19 protein-coding genes are annotated in these 20301 nt (G+C 63.0%); 12 read left to right on the forward strand and 7 right to left on the reverse strand.

Annotation, left to right across the window (positions count from 1 at the left end):
- Positions 1–213 precede the first annotated feature (213 nt).
- Positions 214–660 (forward strand): lytic transglycosylase domain-containing protein, encoded by a 447-nt coding sequence (locus VOM14_RS17575; protein ID WP_327630004.1) that lies wholly within the window; start codon positions 214–216, stop codon positions 658–660.
- Between the two features lie 160 nt (positions 661–820).
- A complete protein-coding gene (locus tag VOM14_RS17580; protein ID WP_327630005.1) occupies positions 821–2026 on the forward strand; it encodes a GTP-binding protein in 1206 nt (401 codons plus the stop codon).
- Between the two features lie 75 nt (positions 2027–2101).
- Here the strand turns inward: VOM14_RS17580 and VOM14_RS17585 are convergent, their stop codons facing one another.
- Complete coding sequence (locus VOM14_RS17585) at positions 2102–2380, reverse strand: HU family DNA-binding protein (RefSeq protein ID WP_006050811.1); 279 nt, start codon at positions 2378–2380, stop codon at positions 2102–2104.
- 412 nt (positions 2381–2792) lie between these two features.
- Here VOM14_RS17585 and mnmC point away from each other — a divergent pair, with 412 nt between their 5' ends.
- The 7 genes from mnmC (at position 2793) to VOM14_RS17620 (ending at position 12087) form a co-directional block, all read left to right on the forward strand.
- Positions 2793–4772 (forward strand): bifunctional tRNA (5-methylaminomethyl-2-thiouridine)(34)-methyltransferase MnmD/FAD-dependent 5-carboxymethylaminomethyl-2-thiouridine(34) oxidoreductase MnmC, encoded by a 1980-nt coding sequence (gene mnmC / locus VOM14_RS17590; RefSeq protein ID WP_327630006.1) that lies wholly within the window; start codon positions 2793–2795, stop codon positions 4770–4772.
- Between the two features lie 900 nt (positions 4773–5672).
- On the forward strand, positions 5673–6878 hold the full coding sequence (locus VOM14_RS17595) for a cation:proton antiporter (RefSeq protein WP_327630007.1): 1206 nt from the start codon (positions 5673–5675) through the stop codon (positions 6876–6878).
- A 99-nt stretch (positions 6879–6977) separates the two neighbouring features.
- Positions 6978–8093 carry a YbdK family carboxylate-amine ligase gene (locus VOM14_RS17600; RefSeq protein WP_327630008.1) on the forward strand — a complete coding sequence of 372 codons (1116 nt, stop codon included), beginning with the start codon at positions 6978–6980 and terminating at the stop codon, positions 8091–8093.
- A gap of 541 nt (positions 8094–8634) precedes the next feature.
- Entirely contained in the window at positions 8635–9273 is a 639-nt protein-coding gene (locus tag VOM14_RS17605; protein ID WP_327630009.1) for a MarR family winged helix-turn-helix transcriptional regulator, read from the forward strand.
- A gap of 122 nt (positions 9274–9395) precedes the next feature.
- Complete coding sequence (locus tag VOM14_RS17610) at positions 9396–10109, forward strand: glutamine amidotransferase (protein ID WP_327630010.1); 714 nt, start codon at positions 9396–9398, stop codon at positions 10107–10109.
- 114 nt (positions 10110–10223) lie between these two features.
- Positions 10224–11336, forward strand: coding sequence for an NADH:flavin oxidoreductase/NADH oxidase (locus VOM14_RS17615; RefSeq protein ID WP_327630011.1), 1113 nt, complete (start codon positions 10224–10226; stop codon positions 11334–11336).
- 220 nt (positions 11337–11556) lie between these two features.
- On the forward strand, positions 11557–12087 hold the full coding sequence (locus tag VOM14_RS17620) for an SET domain-containing protein (RefSeq protein ID WP_327630012.1): 531 nt from the start codon (positions 11557–11559) through the stop codon (positions 12085–12087).
- 63 nt (positions 12088–12150) lie between these two features.
- Here VOM14_RS17620 and VOM14_RS17625 read toward each other — a convergent pair whose 3' ends face one another.
- Together VOM14_RS17625 and VOM14_RS17630 are read right to left on the reverse strand one after the other, a co-directional pair.
- Positions 12151–13653 carry an ATP-binding protein gene (locus tag VOM14_RS17625; protein WP_327630013.1) on the reverse strand — a complete coding sequence of 501 codons (1503 nt, stop codon included), beginning with the start codon at positions 13651–13653 and terminating at the stop codon, positions 12151–12153.
- Positions 13654–13785: 132 nt separating this feature from the next.
- The gene (locus tag VOM14_RS17630) at positions 13786–14472 is read right to left on the reverse strand and encodes a response regulator (protein ID WP_013590077.1); all 687 of its coding nucleotides are present in this window, start codon (positions 14470–14472) and stop codon (positions 13786–13788) included.
- Positions 14473–14628: 156 nt separating this feature from the next.
- On the opposite strand from VOM14_RS17630, the gene VOM14_RS17635 reads away from it, so the two are divergent.
- A complete protein-coding gene (locus VOM14_RS17635; protein ID WP_327630014.1) occupies positions 14629–14853 on the forward strand; it encodes a DUF3717 domain-containing protein in 225 nt (74 codons plus the stop codon).
- A 56-nt stretch (positions 14854–14909) separates the two neighbouring features.
- Here VOM14_RS17635 and VOM14_RS17640 read toward each other — a convergent pair whose 3' ends face one another.
- Positions 14910–15224 (reverse strand): 4a-hydroxytetrahydrobiopterin dehydratase, encoded by a 315-nt coding sequence (locus VOM14_RS17640; protein WP_327630301.1) that lies wholly within the window; start codon positions 15222–15224, stop codon positions 14910–14912.
- 89 nt (positions 15225–15313) lie between these two features.
- Positions 15314–16204 carry a phenylalanine 4-monooxygenase gene (gene phhA, locus VOM14_RS17645; protein WP_327630015.1) on the reverse strand — a complete coding sequence of 297 codons (891 nt, stop codon included), beginning with the start codon at positions 16202–16204 and terminating at the stop codon, positions 15314–15316.
- A 146-nt stretch (positions 16205–16350) separates the two neighbouring features.
- Between phhA and VOM14_RS17650 the strand changes: the two genes are divergently transcribed.
- Positions 16351–16842, forward strand: a complete 492-nt coding sequence (locus VOM14_RS17650) for an Lrp/AsnC family transcriptional regulator (RefSeq protein WP_310813480.1) — start codon at positions 16351–16353, stop codon at positions 16840–16842.
- Positions 16843–16871: 29 nt separating this feature from the next.
- Here VOM14_RS17650 and VOM14_RS17655 read toward each other — a convergent pair whose 3' ends face one another.
- Positions 16872–17408 carry a class IV adenylate cyclase gene (locus tag VOM14_RS17655; protein ID WP_327630016.1) on the reverse strand — a complete coding sequence of 179 codons (537 nt, stop codon included), beginning with the start codon at positions 17406–17408 and terminating at the stop codon, positions 16872–16874.
- Between the two features lie 215 nt (positions 17409–17623).
- Positions 17624–18523, reverse strand: a complete 900-nt coding sequence (locus tag VOM14_RS17660; RefSeq protein ID WP_327630017.1) for a LysR family transcriptional regulator — start codon at positions 18521–18523, stop codon at positions 17624–17626.
- A 161-nt stretch (positions 18524–18684) separates the two neighbouring features.
- Here VOM14_RS17660 and VOM14_RS17665 point away from each other — a divergent pair, with 161 nt between their 5' ends.
- On the forward strand, positions 18685–20229 hold the full coding sequence (locus VOM14_RS17665) for a CoA-acylating methylmalonate-semialdehyde dehydrogenase (protein ID WP_327630018.1): 1545 nt from the start codon (positions 18685–18687) through the stop codon (positions 20227–20229).
- Positions 20230–20301: the final 72 nt, after the last annotated feature.

The raw sequence follows: 20301 nt of genomic DNA on the forward strand, positions 1-20301 counted from the left end.
GCTTATGTCTGTTAGCCAACTTGACGGGTATCGGCCTGCCGGTATCATACGAGCGGTTCGAGCCCTCGGTGAGTTGTTGCGGACGCGGGTTTTCCCCGATGTTCCGACAATATCCCCACCGGCGCGAGCTTCCCGGCACTAATCGGCTGAAGAATGGCCGACGCGAGTTCTTACGAAACCTTACCCTTGCGGTTTGATTAGTCGTTCTGACCGATGAAACGAACCTTCGTCACTTTTCTGGCAGGAATTACCGTATTGGCGGCAGCCGGGTCGGCGCGCGCCGATTGCTTTGACGAAGCAGCGAAATATCAGAAGGTCAACCCGCTGATTCTGCGCGCGATCGCGTGGCAGGAATCGCATAACCGGCCCGACGCCCAACACAAGAACGCCAACGGTTCGACCGACTTCGGCGTGATGCAGATCAACTCCATCCATTTGCCCACGCTCGCTCAATACGGCATCTCGCAAGGCACGCTGATGGAGCCGTGCAAGAACGTGTACATCGCCGCATGGCACCTGCGCCGGCAGATGAACAAATACGGCAACACGTGGCAAGCGGTCGGCGCCTATCACTCCGAGACGCCCGCGTTGCGCGACAAGTACGCGCAGCAGATCGCCGCGATTCTGCGCAAGTGGAATCTGATGCCGGCAGCGCACTGAGCGGCGCATCGCCCGGCTGTCTTCTGTTTTGATGCACAATGCGGCTTCGTGCTGCCGCCCGCGCTCGACTGTCCAGAGCTTGCAGACAGCGCCACGCTCGCGCAACCATGCGGCGTGAAGCCGGGCACGCCTTCCAATCCCTCTCGTTTTCCGTACTGCGATGAACCAGCCGCTATTGCCCGTCACCGTGCTCTCCGGTTTTCTGGGCGCCGGCAAGACCACGCTCCTGAATCACATCGTTGCGAATCGCGGCAGCTTGCGCGTGGGCGCGATCGCCAACGCCTCCGGCAACGACTTGCTGGCCGAGATCAAACGGCTTGCCGCCGAACAGCGCTTCGACGCGATCGTGGTCGAGTCGGCGGGCGTCGCCGAACCGCTGCAGATCGCCGAAGCTTTCGCATTCGACGACGATGAAGCTGCACCGCTATCCGCCGTCGCGCGGCTCGATACGATGGCGACCGTGATCGACGCGTCCCGTTTTTTGCGTGACTACGGCTGCGCGGACGCGCTCGCCGAACGCGGCATCGCCGCGAGCGACGAAGACGACCGCACGCTGGTCGAGTTGCTGATCGAGCAGGTCGAATTCTGCGACGTGCTGGTGGTGAATAAAGCCGATCTCGTCAGCGCCGAGGAACTCACGCGTCTGCAACGCATTCTCGCGCGGCTCAACCCGCGCGCAGCGCAAGTGGTGAGCCGCTTCGGCGAAGTGCCGCTCGAACAGGTGATCAACACGGGCCGTTTCGATTTCGACGAGGCGTCGAGCGCGCCGGGCTGGCTCGCGGCCCTGAATCACGACGCTGCACATGAGCATCCGGACAGCCGCGGCCATCGCAGTGAAGCAGACGAGTTCGGCATCGGCCACTTCATTTACCGCGCGCGTCGACCGTTTCATCCGGAACGTCTGTGGGCGCTGTTGCATGAGGAGTGGAAGGGCGTTTTGCGCAGCAAGGGCTTTTTCTGGCTTGCCACGCGTCACGATATAGCCGGTTCGCTCTCGCAGGCGGGCGGGGCTTGCCGGCATGGCCCGGCGGGCATGTGGTGGGCGGCGCAGGATCGCAGCGAATGGCCCGACGCCGACGACGAACTGGCCGCCGAAATCGCCGCCGACTGGTATGGCGCGCCGGACGATATGAGCATCGGCGACCGTCGTCAGGAACTGGTATTGATCGGCGTGGGCATCGACCCGGCGCTGTGGTCCGCGAGGTTCGACGCGTGTCTGCTCACGGACGACGAATATGCATTGGGACCACAAGGCTGGCAGCACCTTGCCGATCCGTTCCCCGCATGGGACTTCGACGAAGACGATCACGATCACGATCACGACCATGGCCACCATCATCACGGGCATGACCACGATCACGATTGAGCGGCTTGTTCGCTAAAAACGCGGACGAAAAAAAACCCGCCGTTGGCGGGTGTCAACTGCCAGGCAGTAGTCTGCTTAGCGCTTGTTGACTGCGTCTTTGAACGCCTTGCCTGCCGTGAACTTGACGGTCTTTGCGGCCGGAATCTTGATGGTTTCGCCCGTCTTGGGGTTACGACCCGTACGTGCTGCGCGCTTGCCCGAACCGAAGCTACCGAAGCCGATCAACTGGACCGCGTCACCCTTCGACACAGACTTCTTGATCACTTCAAGCAACGTGTCCAGCGTTTCACCGGTTTGAGCCTTGCTGGCGCCCGTCTGTCCTGCGACGGCGTCGATCAGTTCCTGTTTGTTCATTAAGGTTCCTTTCTGAGTTTAGGTTGACACGAACAGCGCGAACGCGCCGATTATACGTGCGCGCACCGCGCCGTCGAGCAGCGACGGCTCCGGAGCCCCTCCGGACCTGAGCGCCGGGCAAATGCGCCTAGCGGCCGTGCTGCCGCTCCTCTCGCGGCGCTTGCTATGATAGCGCAGCGCAAACCCAATCAGGACAAGGGTTTCGAAGAATTACGCAGTTTTGGAACCTATACGGCAAGGAAACGGCACTTTTTGCTGATCCGGCCACGTCGCCAGGCCTGAAACCCAGCACTGACGGGGCTTTGACGTTGGTTTTTGCCAACGCTCGGCGCGTCTTTCACGCCCTTCGGCGAGCCGCGCGCGTTGGCGGCAATGTCCTTTCCGCATCTTTAGCGTCATTTTCCCGTCGCGCATGACCGATCCGCTGATCCCAGCCGTCCTCGCATTCCGAGACAACGGCACGCCTTTTTCGCCCGTCTACGACGACATCTATCACAGCGCCGTCGGCGCTCTGGAACAGGCCAACTACGTGTTTCTGCACGGCAACGCGCTGCCCGAACGCTGGCAGGGGCGGCGCATTTTCACCGTGCTCGAAACGGGCTTCGGCATGGGCATCAACTTCCTGATGACCTGGGCCGCGTGGCGCGCCGATCCCGCGCGGTGCGAGCGGCTGCATTTCGTCTCGACGGAGAAGCATCCGTTCACACTCGCCGATTTGCGCCGGGCCTACGCGGCGTCGCTTGTCGATCCGGCTATCGCGGCGCTCGGCGAAGCGCTCGCGAGCGAATGGCCGATGCTCGTGCCGGGCACGCATCGGCTGGAATTCGACGAAGGGCGCGTGGTGCTCACGCTGGTTTTCGGCGACGCGTTGCAGAGCTTGCCGGCCTTGAGATTGCGCGCCGACGCGTTCTATCTGGACGGCTTTGCGCCGGCCAAAAACCCCGAACTGTGGACGCCCGCGATCTTCAAGTCGCTCGCGCGGCTGGCCGGCGAGGGCGCGACCTTCGCGACCTACAGCAGCGCCGGCGAGATCAAGCGCGCGCTGACCCAATGCGGCTTCGAGTATCGCAAGGTGGAAGGTTTCGGCTGGAAGCGCGCGATGCTCGTCGGCCACTTCGCGCCGCGCTGGCGCGTGCGCCGTCATGAGCCGCCCGCGCCGCTCGGACCGTTCGCGGCCCACGAGCGGCATGCGGTCGTGATCGGTGCCGGACTCGCGGGATGCGCGGTCATCGAGCGGCTCGCCGCGCGCGGCTGGCGGATCACGTCGCTGGAACGGCACGCGTCGGTTGCACAGGAGGCGTCCGGCAATCCGGCCGGCGTGTTCCATCCCATGATTTCTCGCGATGACAGCGTCGCCTCGCGCGTCACGCGCGCCGGCTTTCTGTATGCGCTGAGGCGCTGGGCCGCGCTCGAACGGCAAGGCCACGCGCCGTTGCGCGGCAGGCCGGGCCTCCTGCAAATCGCCGAACACGACGACGAAGCCCGCGCAATGCGCGAAGCCATCGCTGCGTTGGGCTATCCGCCGGAGTTCGTCACACCCGTTTCCGCCGACGACGCTCGCCAGCTCGCCGGCACGCCGCTCGCGCGCGGCGGCTGGTTGTTTCCGCACGGCGGCTGGATCGATCCGTCGACGCTGTGCGCCGCGCAGTGCGCCGCGGCGGGCGACAAGCTCGACCGGCGTTTCGGCGTGCAGGTCGCGCGAATCGAGCGTTCGGGCGATCAGTGGCGCGTGTTCGATACGGCGGGCGACGAAGTGGCGCGCGCGCCGGTCGTGATCGTCGCGAGCGCTCACGATGCCGCGCGCATCGCCGGCTTGCTGCATACGCCGACTCGCAGCATCCGCGGCCAGCTCACGCTGCTGCCGCCGGGCGCCGCGCCCTCGCTCGACGTGCCCGTGATCGGCGAAGGCTATGCGATACGGCTGCCCGACGGCGTGACGCTGACGGGCGCGACCTATGAACTCGACGACACCGGGACGGCGCTTCGTCGTGCGGGTCATCTGGAAAATCTCGAACGCGTGGCGCAGATGCTGCCCGGCTTCGCGCAGGTTGCGAGTCACGTCGATCCGTCGACGTTTGCTGGCCGCGTCGCGTTTCGCTGCGTGACTAGCGACCGCTTGCCGATGATCGGCAATCTCGCCGACGAAGCCCTCGCCACGCGCGAAGCCCAACGCCTGCGCGGCGCTTGGCCGCTCGATTTGCCGCGCGTCGAAGGTTTGTACGGCGCCTTCGCCTATGGCTCGCGCGGTCTGGTGTGGGCAGCGCTCGGCGCGGAGTTGATCGCTTCGCAGATAGAAGGCGAGCCTTGGCCGCTGGAACGCGATCTGGCCGAAGACATCGACCCCGCGCGCTTTCTGCTGCGGGCGTTGCGGCAAGGAAGCGTCGCCGGTTAACCGCCGCCGCCTGCGCGCCGGGTTATCCACCGCGAATTGTGGATAACCGCTCTGTTTACGCGCGCAACTCGTGTGGAACCGTTGTGGACGTAAACGGGGTAACTCGGACGCCGTCGAAATCCTTAAAAAGTTACCCTCTGCTACGCACGCTCGCCGCACACGCTGTGCATCCGGTTATGAAGTTTGCAAAGCGCTGATTCGCTTCGGTAAACAACGGTTATCCACAGAAACCGAGGCAGCTTGTTAACTGCTACTACGTATACATACAGTAAGCGCGTAAACAACCAGGGCCGTAGCTGGACTGTGCGTTGCCTCACATCTCGAACGACGTCGCAAACGAATGTCGCCAACACGCACGTCGCAAAACGCGCATGCTGACCTTGACGATGCTTCGTCCTGAAAAGCCCAGCGAACAGGTGCACACTCTGCAGGCGAGCACGGCGCAAACGTCCTGAATGAGGCTCCGACCCGCCAATAAAACGGTCGGTTTTTCCACAGCTCGCGAAGATAAAGCACGTTTTTACCGTTTTACCGGCATGTTCGTGTCTTTTCGGTTGAAGCTGAACAAGCTATGGCACAATCGCCGTTCTTTTCCGCGTGGTGCCTCGCCTCTAACGGCACCCGCTGCAACGGAACGGTGTCGTTCAATCAGAATCTGATTCGACGTCGACAGCGTTCTTTCACCGTGCCGTGCTGGTCGCTACGGCTGCACCCTGGAATGCGTCGGGCTCCTTGCGACCTTGGCGCGTTCGAATCATCCGATCGTTGAAAACTCGCAACGCGGGTCACGCGAAGCGATCGCGACAGTGAGCGCTCGTGCGCCCACCCGCTCGCCGGTGTTCGCGCCGGTTGACGCTGGTTCGTGTCATCTGCCGTTGCTGCAAAGGAGAACCCATAACGATGAACTCGGCGTTTTCATTTTTTCCAGCCTGGCCGCTCGCTCCCGACGCCATCTTTTGGGCTGGTCTTGCATTGCTGGCCGCGGGTTTGTGCGGCGAACTCTGCTATCGCGCGTGGCGTTTGCCGCGTATTTCCGGTTACGCGGTGATCGGTCTGATAGCCGGCGCGGCCGGTTCGGGCGTGATCGACGCCGAATCGGCCAAGGCCGCCCGGCCTTTGCTCGATGTCGCGCTCGGTTTGCTGCTGTTCGAGCTCGGCAGCCGGCTCGACTTGCGCTGGATTCGCCGTAATCCGTGGCTCGTCATGTCGAGCGTCGCCGAAGCCACGCTGACTTTCGCGTTGGTGTTGCCGGTCCTGCTGTTTCTGAAGGTGCCGCTGATGGTCGCAACGGTGCTCGCCGCGATTGCCATGGCGACGTCGCCGGCCATGGTGATTCAGCTCAAGACCGAACTGCGCGCAGAAGGGCAGGTCACGCAGCGTCTTTTGACCTTGACCGCGCTCAACAGCATGTATGCGGTGGTGATCGAAAAGCTCGTGTCGAGCTGGCTGCACCAGGAAGCGTACGGCAACGTTTTTGCGACGATTCTCCAGCCGCTTTATCTGCTGGTCGGCTCGTTCGTGCTGGCGTATCTGCTCGCGCGCACGTGCACGTTCTTTTATCGCCGGTTGAACATGCAGGACGAGCATTCGTTCGTCGCGCTGTTCGGCCTCGTGCTGCTGGCGATCGCGCTCGCGCACCTGTTCAAGCTGTCGACGATTCTCGCGCTGCTTGCCGCCGGCATCATCGTGAAGAATCTGGAAGCGCGGCCGCAGTTGTGGCCGCGGCATTTCGGCACGGCTGGCTGGCTGCTGACCGTGATTCTGTTCGTGCTGACGCTCACGCCGTTCGAATGGAAGGACATTGCGCTTGGCGGCGTCGCGGCGCTGGGCCTGATCGTTGCGCGGCTCGTTGCGAAGCTGGTCGGCGTGCTTGCGTTCGCGAAGCCGAGCGGACTGAACTGGAAGCAGGGCATTGCGCTCGGTTTGTCGCTGTCGCCGATGTCGGCGCTGGCTTACCTGCTGGTCGACGATACCTACAACCTTTACCCGAATTTCGATCCACAACTTCGGGCAATCGTCATGTGCGCGATTGTCGTGCTCCAGATTCTCGGTCCGTGGCTCGTTTATCGCAGCCTCGCGCTGGTCGCCGAACGCCGCGAAGAGTAAGCGCGGTCAGGTCCAACCGCGCGTTTTATCCGGATTCATTCGCTTCAAAAACGGCCGGGCATCCGACAACTGCCCGGCCGATCTCACTCAGGGGACGCCATGTCACTCGAACCCTTCATCGATTCGAAGCCGTTTACTTTCGGCGTCGAACTCGAGATGCAGATCGTCAATACACACGATTATGATCTGACCAAAGCCGGCTCGGATCTGCTGCGCCTCGTCAAGGATCAGAAAATTCCCGGCAATATCACGCCGGAAATCACCGAAAGCATGATCGAGCTGTCGACCGGCATCTGCACGTCGCATGAACAGGCGCTCGCCGATCTGCGCAAGATTCGCGACACGCTCGTTGCCGCGGCCGATCATCTGAATGTCGGGCTGTGCGGCGGCGGCACGCACGCGTTCCAGCAATGGAGCGAGCGGCAGATCGTGGATACGCCGCGCTTTCAGTACCTTTCTGAGTTGTACGGCTATCTCGCGAAGCAGTTCACGGTGTTCGGCCAGCACGTGCACATCGGCTGCCCGGATGCGGACAGCGCGCTATTCCTGCTGCATTCCATGTCGCGCTTCATTCCGCACTTCATTGCGCTGTCGGCTTCGTCGCCGTTCGTGCAAGGCGTGGACACGGGTTTTCATTCGGCACGCCTGAATTCCGTGTTCGCGTTTCCGCTGTCGGGCCGCGCGCCGTTCGTGCTGACCTGGGACAGTTTCGAGGAATATTTCTCGAAGATGGTCCACACGGGCGTGGTCAACAGCATGAAAGATTTTTACTGGGACATCCGGCCCAAGCCGGGTTTCGGCACGATCGAAGTGCGCGTGATGGACACGCCGCTTTCCGTGGACCGCGCTGCGGCGATCGCCTGCTACATCCAGACGCTCGCGCGCCATCTGCTGCTCGACAAGCCGATCACGCCGCACGAAGACGATTACCTCGTCTACACGTTCAACCGCTTCGAGGCATGCCGCTTCGGGATGGCGGGCACTTGCATCAATCCGCAGACGGGCGAGCGCAAAACAATTTCCGAGGACATCCTCGAAACGCTCGATCGAATCGCGCCGCACGGCGATGCGTTGGGTTCGAGCCATGCGCTCGCCGAGGTCGGCGCGATCGCGCGCGGCCAGATCAACGATGCGACGTGGCTACGGGGCGTCGTCGAAAAGGAAAAGTCCTTGCACGAGGCGGTCCGGCAACAGTGCCTGAGATGGCGAGCCTAGCGGGCGCAGAGCCCGCTTTGTGTCGAACCGTAATAAAACCCGCAACACGCGGGTTTTTTTTCGTCGTAAAAAAATTCCAGTTCGGGGCCCTTAAGATTTTTCCAATATTTACGTATACATACGTAGTAGTAGATAACAAGCATAGCCGCCGGCTGTGGACAACCGAATAATCCCCTACAAAGTCAAGGCGCTGGGAGATGCATAAGTAGGCCGTCAGCCGGTGCATCGGCGGCGGTAAACGAGGACAACTTAAGGACTGGCGACGGGGGTGCTGACGCTTATCAAGAATCGGCACACAGGTCGTTCGCTATGTTGTCCCACGGTTATCCACAGCTTGCGTTGGATAAGTTAGCTGTACGATTCGCCGCTCTCGCATAGAATGTCGTCTTAACCGCTTCGGCTTGCAGGGCGGTGAATTTTTGAGATAGTCGAAACCGTCTCGTCCTGTTTTGGGCGGGGCTACCCCACACAGGCTACGGGCGTTCCCGGCGAGCAGTCGGCCGGCACCGCACAAGAGCTGTAAATAAACCAATCGAAGATTATGAGCGAAGGCGTATACGGAGAACAGGCAACCGGGCGAGTCACCCACAGCCTCTTGCGACTGAGCACGGCAATGCGAAGCCAGGCTTGGGAATGGGCGGAAGGCGCGGGCCTCACGCCCACGCAGGGCGAAATCCTGGTTTTGTTGATGCAGCGTAAGGGCCCGATGCGGCTCGGCGAAATCGCGCGTGAAACGGCCCTGACCGCCGCCACCACCAGCGACGCTGTCAGCACGCTCGAAACCAAGGGTCTCGTCGAAAAGCGCCGCGCGCTCGACGACGGCCGCGCGCTTGCCGTCCGCCTGACCGCCCGTGGCCGCACGGCTGCGAAGCGCGCCGCGCAATGGCCGGACTTCCTGGCGAAGGCAGTCGGCACCTTGCGCGACGACGAGCAAGCCATGTTTTATCGCACGCTGCTCAAGACCGTTCATCAGCTGGAAGCGCAAGGCCAGATTCCGGCACATCGTATGTGCCTGAGCTGCACGCACTTCGAGCCGAGCAAGAATCCGAAGAAGACGCCGCATCACTGCGCGCTGCTCGACATGAACATGGCGGACACGGATCTGCGTCTGGATTGCTCGGTGCATGAGACGGCGGACCTCGCCACCCAGAAGAAAACCTGGAAGATCTTCGCCCAATAAGGCGATCGCTTCGGGCAATCCGCTACACTGCAAACCGGCGCCGGGCGGGCGCCTTCGCCGCCCGTCATCCGTTTCGCGCCGCGCTGCGGCAGCTTTCCAGTCAACGTGAAGGTGACAGGCTGATGAATCAGGAAGTTCTGGCCATTCGCCACGTGCACTTCGAGGATTTGGGCAGTCTCGAGCGCGTGCTCGGCGAACGCGGACGCCCGGTCCGTTATCTCGACGTCGGCTTCGCGCGCATCGAGGCGCCGAATCCTGTGACGCCGTCGTTGATGGTGGTGCTGGGCGGTCCCATCAGCGCCACCGACGACGCGCTGTATCCCACGCTCGTGCCGCTGCTCTCGATGATCGAAAAGCGCATCGAGGCGGGTCTTCCTACGCTTGGCATCTGTCTCGGCGCGCAACTGATCGCGCGTGCGCTCGGCGCCCGGGTTTATCCCGCGGGTCATACCGAGCTTGGCTGGACTCCGCTTACGCTGACCGACGCGGGCCGCGCTTCGCCGCTGCGTCATCTCGACGGCGCTCACACTTCCATGCTGCATTGGCATGGCGACACCTTCGATTTGCCGGCCAACGCCACGCGGCTTGCATCCACGGCCGTGTGTGAAAACCAGGCTTTCGCGTGGGGCGATCACGTGCTCGCGCTGCAATGTCACCCCGAAATTCGCACCGACCGCTTCGAGCCGTGGCTGATCGGCAATGCCGGCGAGCTTGCCGTTCACGGCATCGACGCGCGTCGGTTACGTGCCGAGACCGCGCAATTCGGTCCGGCTCTGGAAGCCGCCGCGTGCCGCATGTTCGGCGACTGGCTCGATCAGGTCGAGCGCAAGCCTTAAGCGCAAGCATCTCGCGTACAGCGCTCTAGCCCAAGGTCGACAAGCCATTGTCTGCAGCAAAATAACCGCGGTGCTATGCTCGTTCGCTCTTGGGTTTTTACTGGGCGGTGGTCCATGAGCGCACTATTTTCTCCACTCACGCTGCGTAGCGTGACTGTTCCCAATCGCATCGTCGTGTCGCCGATGTGCCAATATTCCGCCGACCGCGGCGAGGCCACCGCGTGGCACATGATCCATCTCGGCAGCCTCGCGTTGTCCGGTGCCGGCATGTTGTTCATCGAAGCAACCGCTGTCGAGCCGGACGGTCGCATCACGCCCGGCGATCTCGGCTTGTGGGACGACGTCACCGAAGCCGCGCTCGTGCCGGTGCTCGCCGCGATCCGCAAGCATTCGCCCATCAACGTAACGATGCAGTTAGCGCATGCGGGCCGCAAGGCGTCGAGCCATGCGCCTTGGGAAGGCGGCCAGCTGATTCCCGTCTCGCAAGGCGGCTGGTTGCCGCATGCGCCGTCGGCGTTGCCGCACAAGGCAGGCGAAGAGCCGCCGCTGGCGCTCGACGCACCCGGCCTGAACCGCATTCGCGAAGCCTTCGCGGCGTCCGCCCACCGCGCTGCGCGCCTCGGTATCGATGCCTTGGAAATCCACGCGGCGCACGGCTATTTGCTGCATCAGTTTCTGTCGCCCGTCGCCAATCAGCGCGATGACGACTACGGCGGTTCGCTCGAAAACCGCATGCGCTTTCCGCTGGAAATCTTCGACATCGTGCGCGCTTCGTTTCCCGCCGACAAACCGGTCGGCGTGCGCGTTTCCGCGACCGACTGGGTGGAAGGCGGCTGGTCGCTCGACGACACCATCGCGTTCTCGCACGAGTTGCAAAAGCGCGGCTGCGACTGGATCGACGTATCGTCGGGCGGCGTGTCGCCATTGCAAAAGATTCCGCTCGAACCGGGCTATCAGATGCCCTTCGCCAAGGCTGTCAAAAAAGCGACCGGGCTCACGACCATCGGCGTCGGACTCATCACCGATCCGGTTCACGCCGAGCAACTCATCGAACAGGGCGACGCCGATCTGATCGCACTGGCGCGCGCGTTGCTGTACAACCCGCGCTGGCCGTGGCACGCCGCCGCGCAACTCGGCGCGACAGTCGACGCGCCGCCGCAATACTGGCGTTCGCAGCCGCGCGATCAGAAAGCGTTGTTCGGCGAGATTTCGTTTGGACAAAGATGAAGCGGTCGATGCGCGCCGTGCATCCACGCGTTTTTGGCGGTTGAACGAAGCCGTCGTGAGCGTGTAGGATGCCGGTTGTGGCGCATGAGCGTCGCAGGTCGACGCGGCGCTCGCAGGGCGCCGCGTTTGCTATCAGCGCCAGAAAAAATCAGCGCGTCAGACGCGGGCGTTTCCGACGGCTGCCGGACTTCATCCCCAGTTCTTCACAAGGATTCATTCAATGAGTTCACGCAGGATCGCCGTGCGTCGTTCAGGTGTGCACGGCAAAGGCGTGTTTGCGCTCGAACCGATTGCGGCCGGCGAGCGGCTAATCGAATACAAGGGCGAGCGCATTTCCTGGAAAGAAGCATTGCGCCGTCATCCGCATAATCCTGACGAACCGAATCACACGTTCTACTTCGCGCTCGATAGCGGCAAGGTGATCGACGGCAAGGTGGACGGCAACAGCGCGCGCTGGATCAACCACTCGTGCGCGCCGAACTGCGAAGCCGAAGAGATCGACGGTCACGTGTATGTGCATGCGCTGCGCGACATCGCCGAAGGTGAAGAGATTTTTTACGATTACGGCCTGGTGATCGACGCGCGTCAGACCAGGAAGCTCAAGCAGGAATATGAATGCCGCTGCGGCGCGCGCAAGTGCCGCGGCACGATGCTGGCGCCGACAGGCAAAGAGAAGGGCGAGAGCAAATCGGCGAAGGCGGCTAAATCCGCGAAATCCAGCAAAGCGGCGAAAAAAGAGAAAAAGAAGTAACGCGCGGGCCGCGTCGCACGTCATATGAACGACGCGCGAGCGGCCCGGCGAAAACCGCGAATGCTACAAATCCACCGGCGCCGAGTGCGCCGGTTTTTTTTCATGCCGATGCGCTTCGTCGCCGGCGCCGGTTTCAACGGCAGGACGGACGAGCGGAATTCGCACGATGAAACGCGCTCCGCCGTCCGGCGCGTCTCCGTAATGCACGCTGCCGTTATGCAGCGCCATGATGTCGTGGACAATCGCGAGACCGAGACCGGCGCCGCCGTCCACGCCGTTATCGCTTTGGCCGTCGCCGCGGAAAAAGCGCTTGAACAGATCGGCTTGCTGTGCGAGCGGCACGCCCGCGCCGTTGTCTTCCACCACGATCTCGGCCATGCGGACACCGTCGATCTCGGTTTGCGACACGGTCACGGTGATGCGTCCGCCGTCGAAGCGCGACGGCGGCACATACTTCAGCGCGTTATCCAGCAGATTCGCGATCACTTCGTGCAGCAGCACGGGATTGCCGCGCGCGACCAATGGTTGATCGTTGGCCGGATCGTCGAGCCGCTGAAAACCCAGATCGACGTGCGACGTCAACGCGCGCGGCACCCATTCCGCGCCGGTATCGAACGCGAGCGCCGCCATGTCCACATTCACGAAGCGCGCGGCCTGCTCAGCCGGCTCCGCGCGCGCGAGCGACAGCAACTGATTCGACAGACGCACCGCGCGGTCGGCAGCCGCGCGCAGCTCGCGTACCGCGGCGAGCGTCTGCTGCGGATCGCGGGCCACCGCCGCCTGTTCGGCGTGCAGCTTGACGGCCGTGAGCGGCGTGCGCAACTGATGCGCGGCGTCGGCGATAAATTTGCGCTGGCCGTCCAGTGCGGTTTTCAGGCGACCGAGCAGCGCGTTCACGGCGCCGGTCAGCGGCCGGATTTCGACGGGCACAAAGGTTTCGTCGACCGGTTCGAGCGACGTATGCGTTTGCCGGTTCAGCGAGTCCGCGAGATCGGTCAACGGATTGAGCTGCTGGTTGACCACTCGCCAGACGATCACCCAGCCCGCCAGAAGCAGCAACAGGAGCGGCATCATGATCGCCACGAGAAACTCGGCGGCGATGCGAAAACGGTGGTGCACCGGCTGCCCGACTTCCACGACAACCGGGTTGCCAACCGGTTGATCGACGCGGACTTGCGCGACTCTCACCGTCACGCCGTCGTGCTGGGTTTCGAACACGTACGCGTAATGCATGCGCCGAACGCTGGTGCCTTGCAGCGGCAGCGTTTTATCGCCGGCGATTTCAGTCTCGCCATTGCTGATGCGGTACACGAGATGCTCGACCGGGTCCGAGAACATGGCCTGCGCGAGCGGCGGCACGGTAATCGGCGCTTCGGGACCGGCAATCTGAATCTGCTTGGAAATGGCGGTGGCGAGATCGGCCAACGAACGGTCGACCACATGCTGCGTGTATTGCCACGCGAGCCAGTAGGCGATCAGGCCGCTCATCAGCGCGAGCAGCGAAAGGGGAGCAGCGAGGCGCCGCAGCAGCGTGCGGCGCAGACTATTGGCGGCCGGCTGGGGCATGATCGAACGCGCGGGAAAATGGCAGGCGCGAGGCGCCGTGAAATTTCGCCGGGTGCCGGCGAATCGCGCACGAAGTGCGCTGCGCCGGCCCGGCGCCGTCAGGCCGCAAGCGAGTTGCGGCCCTCAGGGCGATTATGCGGCCTGGCGAATTTCCTGCAACAGGTAACCAAATCCGCGCACCGTGACGATTTCGACGCGGCAGTTTTCGAGTTTCTTGCGCACGCGGTGCACATAGACTTCGATCGCGGTGTCGCCGAGGTCGCCGCCGAAATGCGTCAGATGGTCTTGCAGTTGCGCCTTGCTGACCACGCGGCCATGGCGCAGCAGCAGCATTTCGAGCACGGCGAATTCGCGCGGCGACAGTTCGAGCGGCTTGTCGTCGTTGAAAATGCGGCGATCCACGCCAGACAGACGCACACCGCCGAGCGACACTTCCGGACGCGGCATGTCGCCATGAGGGCCGCTGCGGCGCATCACGGCGCGAATCCGCGCTTCGAGTTCGGTCGGCTCGAACGGCTTCAGCATGTAGTCGTCGGCGCCGGAATTCAGGCCTTGCACGCGGTCGTTCAGTTCGTCGCGCGCGGTGAGGATGATCACCGGCGTGTGGCGGTTGCTTTGGCGGAAGCGCGAGAGCAGCGTCATGCCGTCGATGCCCGGCAAGCCGAGGTCGAGAATCACCAGTTCGTGGCGGTTTTGCGTGAGGGCCTGTTCGGCAAAGATGCCGTCGTGGACCATGTCGACGGTGAAGCCGGCTTGTTCGAGACTGCTTTGGATGCCGCGTGCGATGGGGCGGTCATCTTCGATCAGAAGGAGTCGCATGGATTTCGCTCAAGTACAATGGGTTTAGGCGTTTGGGCAAGCGGTTCGCCGGGGCGCCTGCTACACAGACCACATGGGGCGGCGGTGCCGAATGGGCTAACCGGCCACGAAGCAGCTGTCGATTAGTCTGCTGGCGGCCATTGGGTGATCGAAGCCATGTCCGAAATAAGCATTCAGGAACTGGAAGCCGCGATCAACTTCTGGCGCGCCCGCTCACCTTCGAGCGGAGACGAACTCGTTCTGTGCAAGGAGGCAAGCGCGCTCTCCAAGCCGTATGCGCTCCTGATTGTACAGCGTCAGAACACGCTCTCGCCGGATCGTTTGGACGCGATTGCGAGGCAAGCGTGGGATTCTTACGAGCGCCTTAAAAATAGCCTGTAGAACTGAAGGTTTGACTCCGGCGCGGCCTGCAAAGCCCTTTCAGTACGACGAATGCTTTACCGCGCGGCGATGCTGTCGATAAACCGCGCCAGTTCAATGTCGCGCTTCGTCACGCCATCCGCTTCGTGTGTGGAGAGCGTGATGTCCACCTTGCTGTACACGTTGAACCATTCCGGGTGGTGATCCATTTCCTGCGCTTTGATCGCCACGCGCGTCATGAAGCCGAACGCCTCGTTGAAGTCGGCGAATTCGATTTGCCGCTGGATCGCGTCGCGGCCCGCCACGGGCTGCCAGCCATGCAAGCTGGCCAGCTCCGCGGTGCGGTCTTCGGAACTCAATTTCTGAATCATGGTGCATACCTCGTGTTCAATGCGCGCGCCGACACGCGAGCGCTGTCCTATTTTTTCACGGATGCCGCGAACTCGCTGACGTCCGGCCGTCGCGGCGCGGTTGCGTCCGGTCAGATATCGCCGTCGGCGAGCCAGCCTTCCTGCGTGCCGCGCGTGATGATGCGGTCGCGTTCGAGCACGTCGCCGGCCGCGAACGCCGGTGCGTCGGCGAGACGCGCGAGCAGCGGCGCGAAATCCGTCTGCGCGACGCGGAAAAGTTGCGTGAAGTTATCGATCACAAAGTAGGTTTTCTGGAACGTGTCGATGCGATAGCGCGTGCGCATCACGCGTTCGAGATCAAAGCCGAGCCGGTTCGGCGCCGCGCTTTGCTGGCTGTACAGCGTTTCGCCTTTGCTCGACACGATGCCCGCGCCATAGAGCTTCACGCCGTTGGGACTCGCGGCGTCGCGGATCAAGCCGAATTCGACGGTGTACCAATAGAGCCGCGCGAGGAGCGGCAACGCGCCCGCGTTGTGCGCGGCGAGCGCGGCGCGGCCATAAGCGTGCATGTAGTCGGCAAATACGGGATTGATCAGCAGCGGCACATGGCCGAACAGATCGTGGAAGCAATCGGGTTCCTGCAGATACTCGAGCTGATCCGGGCGGCGCATCCACCATGTCACCGGAAAGCGGCGGTTGGCCAAATGCTCGAAGAACACCTGATCGGGCACGAGGCCGGGCACCGCGACAATTTGCCAGCCGGTCGCGGGCGTGAGCTTCGCGTTGATTTCGTCGAAGGACGGCACGCGGTCCGTCGGCATGCCGATGCATTCGACGCCCGCCAGAAACTCGTCGCACACGCGGCCTTTGAGCAGCGCGGTTTGCCGCGTGTAGAGCTGCTGCCACACGGCGTGATCGACGGCGGCATAGCGCCCGGTCGGCTGCTCGATGGTGAAATCGGCGCGGGTTTCGAGGCCGGCGTCGAACTGCTCCTTGAGTTTGGCGGTGTTGGCGATGGACATGGACTTGCGCTCTGCGGTCAAGGCTAATGAAATTTACCGTGCAAGTGTAGAGCTTCAGTCGTGCGGGATGAGCGCAAAGATGGCGTTAAACAGCGTTGACATGCAATAATCGTGCATGACACTGCCATTTCATGCGGATTATATTCATGCTAGAACTTGACCACTTCGACCTCGCCTTGCTCGACGTGCTTCAGCGCTTCGGGCGCGCCACGCATCAGCAACTGGCCGAGCAGGTGCCGCTGTCGCCGTCGCAGATCGGACGGCGATTGCAGCGGCTCGAACAGGTGGGCGTGGTGGACGGCTATCGCGTCGTGTTGCGGCCCGAAAAGCTCGGGCTGGGCGTGACGGCTTTTACGAGCCTGAAGCTCAAGCACCACGGCGATTCGATCATCGAGCAGTTCCAGCAGCAGATCGACGTGCTGCCGGAAGTGCTCGAATGTCATGCGGTGGTGGGCGACGCCGACTATTTGCTGCGCATCGTCGCGCCCGATCTGAATTACCTCTCCACCTTCGTGATGAAGAAGCTGATGCGCGTGCCGGGCGTCGATAGCGTGCGCTCGAACATCGTGCTCACCACGTTCAAACGCAACGGGCCGTTGCCGCTCGGCCATCTGTCGCCAGGCACGGCCGCCGCCTGAAGGACGCCCGGCGGCCAGGGCGCACAGCGTTATGCGGCTTGCTTGGGCTCGCTGTCGGGGCTCAGCAGATCGACATAGGCCACGGCCACCAGATCCGCTTCCGCCACGCCGAGGCGCGCGAACATGGCGTGGGCTTCGGCATGGCCGTCTTCTTCCTTGTCGTCTTGCGCGAGCACTACTTCCAGCTCGACGAAATCGCCGAGGCCGTCGACGCGATCCAGATGAATCCGCGTGCGTCCGGCCAGATACACATGCCGTTCCTTGGTCACGATGCCGCGCGTGGTCAGCGCGGTGGCGAGCAGCGCGTGCATGGCTTCGGGATTCGTCACGGGGCTGCGCGTGTAGTACGACGCTTTCGGTCCGTCGCGGTCGTCGCGTTGATAGAAGATCAGTTCGGCGGGCGTGCCGTCGTCGAACTGGCGCAGTTTCAGGCGCCCGCGCGGCACGTCGTAGAAAAAGTCCTGTTGACGAAAAATCAGCGGCGCATCCGGCGCGAGCTGCGCCGCGCGTTCGCGCAGTTGCTCGAAATGCTGCGCGCGGGCTTTGATTTCGATGTTGCGTGCCATGTCAGGCTCCTTTCGAAGAATGGAGGGGGCGGCGGCTTCCGGTGGATCGGAACGAAGCTGCCGGGAAGGACAGAGTCAGTGGAATGGAAAGCGGCGAGGAAGGGCGCGCCGGCGCAAACCGCCAATCTAACAAAAACTGCGTGACCGTGCGGTTTCAGTCGGCCCGGCTGTCATGATCTGTCATGAGAGCGGCTCATATCGCGGCCGCGCGACGTTCACGTCGTCCATTGCTGCTCGATCAGCTTCAGCGCGGCGGCAATCGCCGGCTCGTCCTTGCGTTCGGCAAGCGCGATAAAGCTAAGTTGCGTCGGCACCGTAATGCCTTCGACGATCGTCAACGCATGCGCGTGGGCTTCGGCAATTGCAATGGCGTCGCGCGCGAGCGTGAGGCCCACGCCCGATTTGACGAGATCGAGCATCGACGGCTCCTGATCGACTTCCGCGACCTTGACCGGCTTCACGCCCGCCTCGCCGAAGCAGCGCGACAGCAGGCGATTGTGCGCGGAAGCGGGCGGCGTCCAGATCCACGGAAACGCGGCGAGCGAGCGCCAGTCGCGCGCGCCCTTCACGCGATCTTTCCAGCCCGCCGGCGCCAGCACGCGGTACTGGAAGTGCGTGAGCGTCAGTGTATGGAAGGCGGGCGCTTCACGCGGGTCGTCGTCGGAGGGCACGCCGATGTAGTAGCCGACATCCAGCTCGCCCGCGCGAACCTGGTCGAGCACCCAGCCCGACATGCCGTGGCGCAAAGCCGTTTCAATGTGCGGCCACGTTTCCACCAGTTGCTTGAGAAAGCCGCCGAGCCGCAGAAACTCGGGATCGAGAATGGTGCCGATGCGCAGGCGTCCGCGCACCTCGTGACGCAGCGATTGCGCCGCCCGCTGCACGTCGCTTGCCGCGCCCAGCGCGCGTTCGGCGTGCGGCAGCAGCGCCTGGCCGTCGCGCGTGAGCGAGAGTCCGTGCGACGTCCGCGTGAACAGCGTCACGCCCAGCGTCTCCTGCAAATGCTTGATTTGCAGACTCACCGCCGGTTGGGTCAGATGCAGTTGCACCGCCGCGCGCGTGAGGTTGCCCTCGCGTGCAACAGTGACGAAGGCACGTAGCAGAGTCAGGTCCATCCGCTGATATTAACGCGGCTTATACCGCAGTTGAGCATTACTCATTGGATTTCAGCCGGTGTTGCGCCGTACGCTGGCGTTTCGACACGCCATTGCACGGGCCGCATGGCCGCGGGCGCGGTGGCGGAAGATTTCACACCAACCTCACCTGAGGACAGGACATGAGCGAGACATATCAGGACCAGGACAATGCAGTTCGCGCGGGCGCGGGTGTCCGGACGCTGACGCATTTCATCAACGGCCGTGCGGTCGAGGGAACGAGTGGCCGCTCGGGCGACGTCTTCAATCCCGCGCTCGGTGACGTGAGCGCGCGCGTGCCGCTGGCGAGCGTCGCCGAAGTGGATGCCGCGGTCGCGGCCGCCAATGCCGCGTTTCCCGCGTGGAGCGAAACCGCGCCGATCAAGCGGGCGCGCGTGCTGTTCAAATTCAAGGAACTGCTCGACCGCCATCACGACGAACTCGCGGAACTGATCACGCGCGAACACGGTAAGGTGTTCTCGGATGCCAAGGGCGAGGTAATGCGCGGCATCGAAGTGGTCGAGTTCGCATGCGGCATTCCGAACCTGTTGAAGACCGACTTCACCGATCAGATCGGCGGCGGCATCGACAACTGGAATCTGCGGCAGCCGCTCGGCGTGGTCGCGGGCATCACGCCATTCAATTTCCCGATGATGGTGCCGTGCTGGATGTTCCCGGTCGCGATTGCGTGCGGCAACACCTTCGTGCTGAAGCCCTCGGAGCGCGACCCGTCGGCATCGAACCGTCTCGCGGAATTGCTGAAGGAAGCCGGCTTGCCCGACGGCGTGTTCAACGTCGTGCACGGCGACAAGGTCGCGGTCGACGCGCTGCTCGTGCATCCCGATGTGAGCGCCGTGTCCTTTGTCGGCTCGACGCCGATCGCCGAGTACATCCACACCGAAGGCGCGAAGCACGGCAAGCGCGTGCAGGCGTTGGGCGGTGCGAAGAACCATCTGGTCGTGATGCCGGACGCCGATCTCGATCAGGCCGTGGACGCCTTGATCGGCGCCGCGTACGGCTCGGCCGGCGAGCGCTGCATGGCGATTTCGGTTGCGGTTGCAGTGGGCCATATCGCCGACGAACTGATCGAGCGGCTCACGCCTCGCGTGAAAAGCCTGAAGATTCTGAACGGCATGGAATCAGTCGCCGAAATGGGACCGTTGGTGACGGCCGCGCATCGCGAGAAGGTGGTGGGCTATATCGAGGCCGGCGTCGCGTCCGGCGCGAAGCTCGTCGTCGATGGGCGCGGTCATCAGGTCGCGGGCCACGAGAAGGGCTTCTTTCTCGGCGGCACGTTGTTCGACGACGTATCGACCGAGATGAAGATCTATCGCGAGGAAATTTTCGGGCCGGTGTTGTGCGTGGTGCGCGTGCCGGATTTCGCGTCCGCGGTGGAACTGATCAACGCGAACGAGTTTGCCAACGGCGTGTCGTTGTTCACCTCGGATGGCGGTATCGCGCGCGCATTCTCGCGGCAGATCCAGATCGGCATGGTCGGCATCAACGTGCCGATTCCCGTGCCGATGGCGTGGCATTCGTTCGGCGGATGGAAGAGATCGTTATTTGGCGATCATCACGCGTATGGCGAAGAAGGCGTGCGCTTCTACACGCGCTACAAGAGCATCATGCAGCGCTGGCCCGACAGTATTTCGAAGGGCGCCGAGTTCACTATGCCGGTCGCGAAGTAGTTGCAGATGCCGGCCTTCGGCGGCGTCATCGTGACGCGCCGAAGGCGTCGATAAAACCGGCTTTGCATCGGC

This window comes from Paraburkholderia sp. MPAMCS5, assembly GCF_036016995.1.
In the GTDB taxonomy this organism is placed as follows: domain Bacteria; phylum Pseudomonadota; class Gammaproteobacteria; order Burkholderiales; family Burkholderiaceae; genus Paraburkholderia.

What these genes read in the sequence shown, in the direction of transcription:
- VOM14_RS17575 (WP_327630004.1), top strand. Translation starts at nt 214, where the DNA reads ATGAAACGAACCTTCGTCACTTTTCTGGCAGGAATTACCGTATTGGCG.
- VOM14_RS17580 (WP_327630005.1), top strand. Translation starts at nt 821, where the DNA reads ATGAACCAGCCGCTATTGCCCGTCACCGTGCTCTCCGGTTTTCTGGGC.
- VOM14_RS17585 (WP_006050811.1), bottom strand. Translation starts at nt 2,380, where the DNA reads ATGAACAAACAGGAACTGATCGACGCCGTCGCAGGACAGACGGGCGCC.
- mnmC (WP_327630006.1), top strand. Translation starts at nt 2,793, where the DNA reads ATGACCGATCCGCTGATCCCAGCCGTCCTCGCATTCCGAGACAACGGC.
- VOM14_RS17595 (WP_327630007.1), top strand. Translation starts at nt 5,673, where the DNA reads ATGAACTCGGCGTTTTCATTTTTTCCAGCCTGGCCGCTCGCTCCCGAC.
- VOM14_RS17600 (WP_327630008.1), top strand. Translation starts at nt 6,978, where the DNA reads ATGTCACTCGAACCCTTCATCGATTCGAAGCCGTTTACTTTCGGCGTC.
- VOM14_RS17605 (WP_327630009.1), top strand. Translation starts at nt 8,635, where the DNA reads ATGAGCGAAGGCGTATACGGAGAACAGGCAACCGGGCGAGTCACCCAC.
- VOM14_RS17610 (WP_327630010.1), top strand. Translation starts at nt 9,396, where the DNA reads ATGAATCAGGAAGTTCTGGCCATTCGCCACGTGCACTTCGAGGATTTG.
- VOM14_RS17615 (WP_327630011.1), top strand. Translation starts at nt 10,224, where the DNA reads ATGAGCGCACTATTTTCTCCACTCACGCTGCGTAGCGTGACTGTTCCC.
- VOM14_RS17620 (WP_327630012.1), top strand. Translation starts at nt 11,557, where the DNA reads ATGAGTTCACGCAGGATCGCCGTGCGTCGTTCAGGTGTGCACGGCAAA.
- VOM14_RS17625 (WP_327630013.1), bottom strand. Translation starts at nt 13,653, where the DNA reads ATGCCCCAGCCGGCCGCCAATAGTCTGCGCCGCACGCTGCTGCGGCGC.
- VOM14_RS17630 (WP_013590077.1), bottom strand. Translation starts at nt 14,472, where the DNA reads ATGCGACTCCTTCTGATCGAAGATGACCGCCCCATCGCACGCGGCATC.
- VOM14_RS17635 (WP_327630014.1), top strand. Translation starts at nt 14,629, where the DNA reads ATGTCCGAAATAAGCATTCAGGAACTGGAAGCCGCGATCAACTTCTGG.
- phhA (WP_327630015.1), bottom strand. Translation starts at nt 16,204, where the DNA reads ATGTCCATCGCCAACACCGCCAAACTCAAGGAGCAGTTCGACGCCGGC.
- VOM14_RS17650 (WP_310813480.1), top strand. Translation starts at nt 16,351, where the DNA reads ATGCTAGAACTTGACCACTTCGACCTCGCCTTGCTCGACGTGCTTCAG.
- VOM14_RS17655 (WP_327630016.1), bottom strand. Translation starts at nt 17,408, where the DNA reads ATGGCACGCAACATCGAAATCAAAGCCCGCGCGCAGCATTTCGAGCAA.
- VOM14_RS17660 (WP_327630017.1), bottom strand. Translation starts at nt 18,523, where the DNA reads ATGGACCTGACTCTGCTACGTGCCTTCGTCACTGTTGCACGCGAGGGC.
- VOM14_RS17665 (WP_327630018.1), top strand. Translation starts at nt 18,685, where the DNA reads ATGAGCGAGACATATCAGGACCAGGACAATGCAGTTCGCGCGGGCGCG.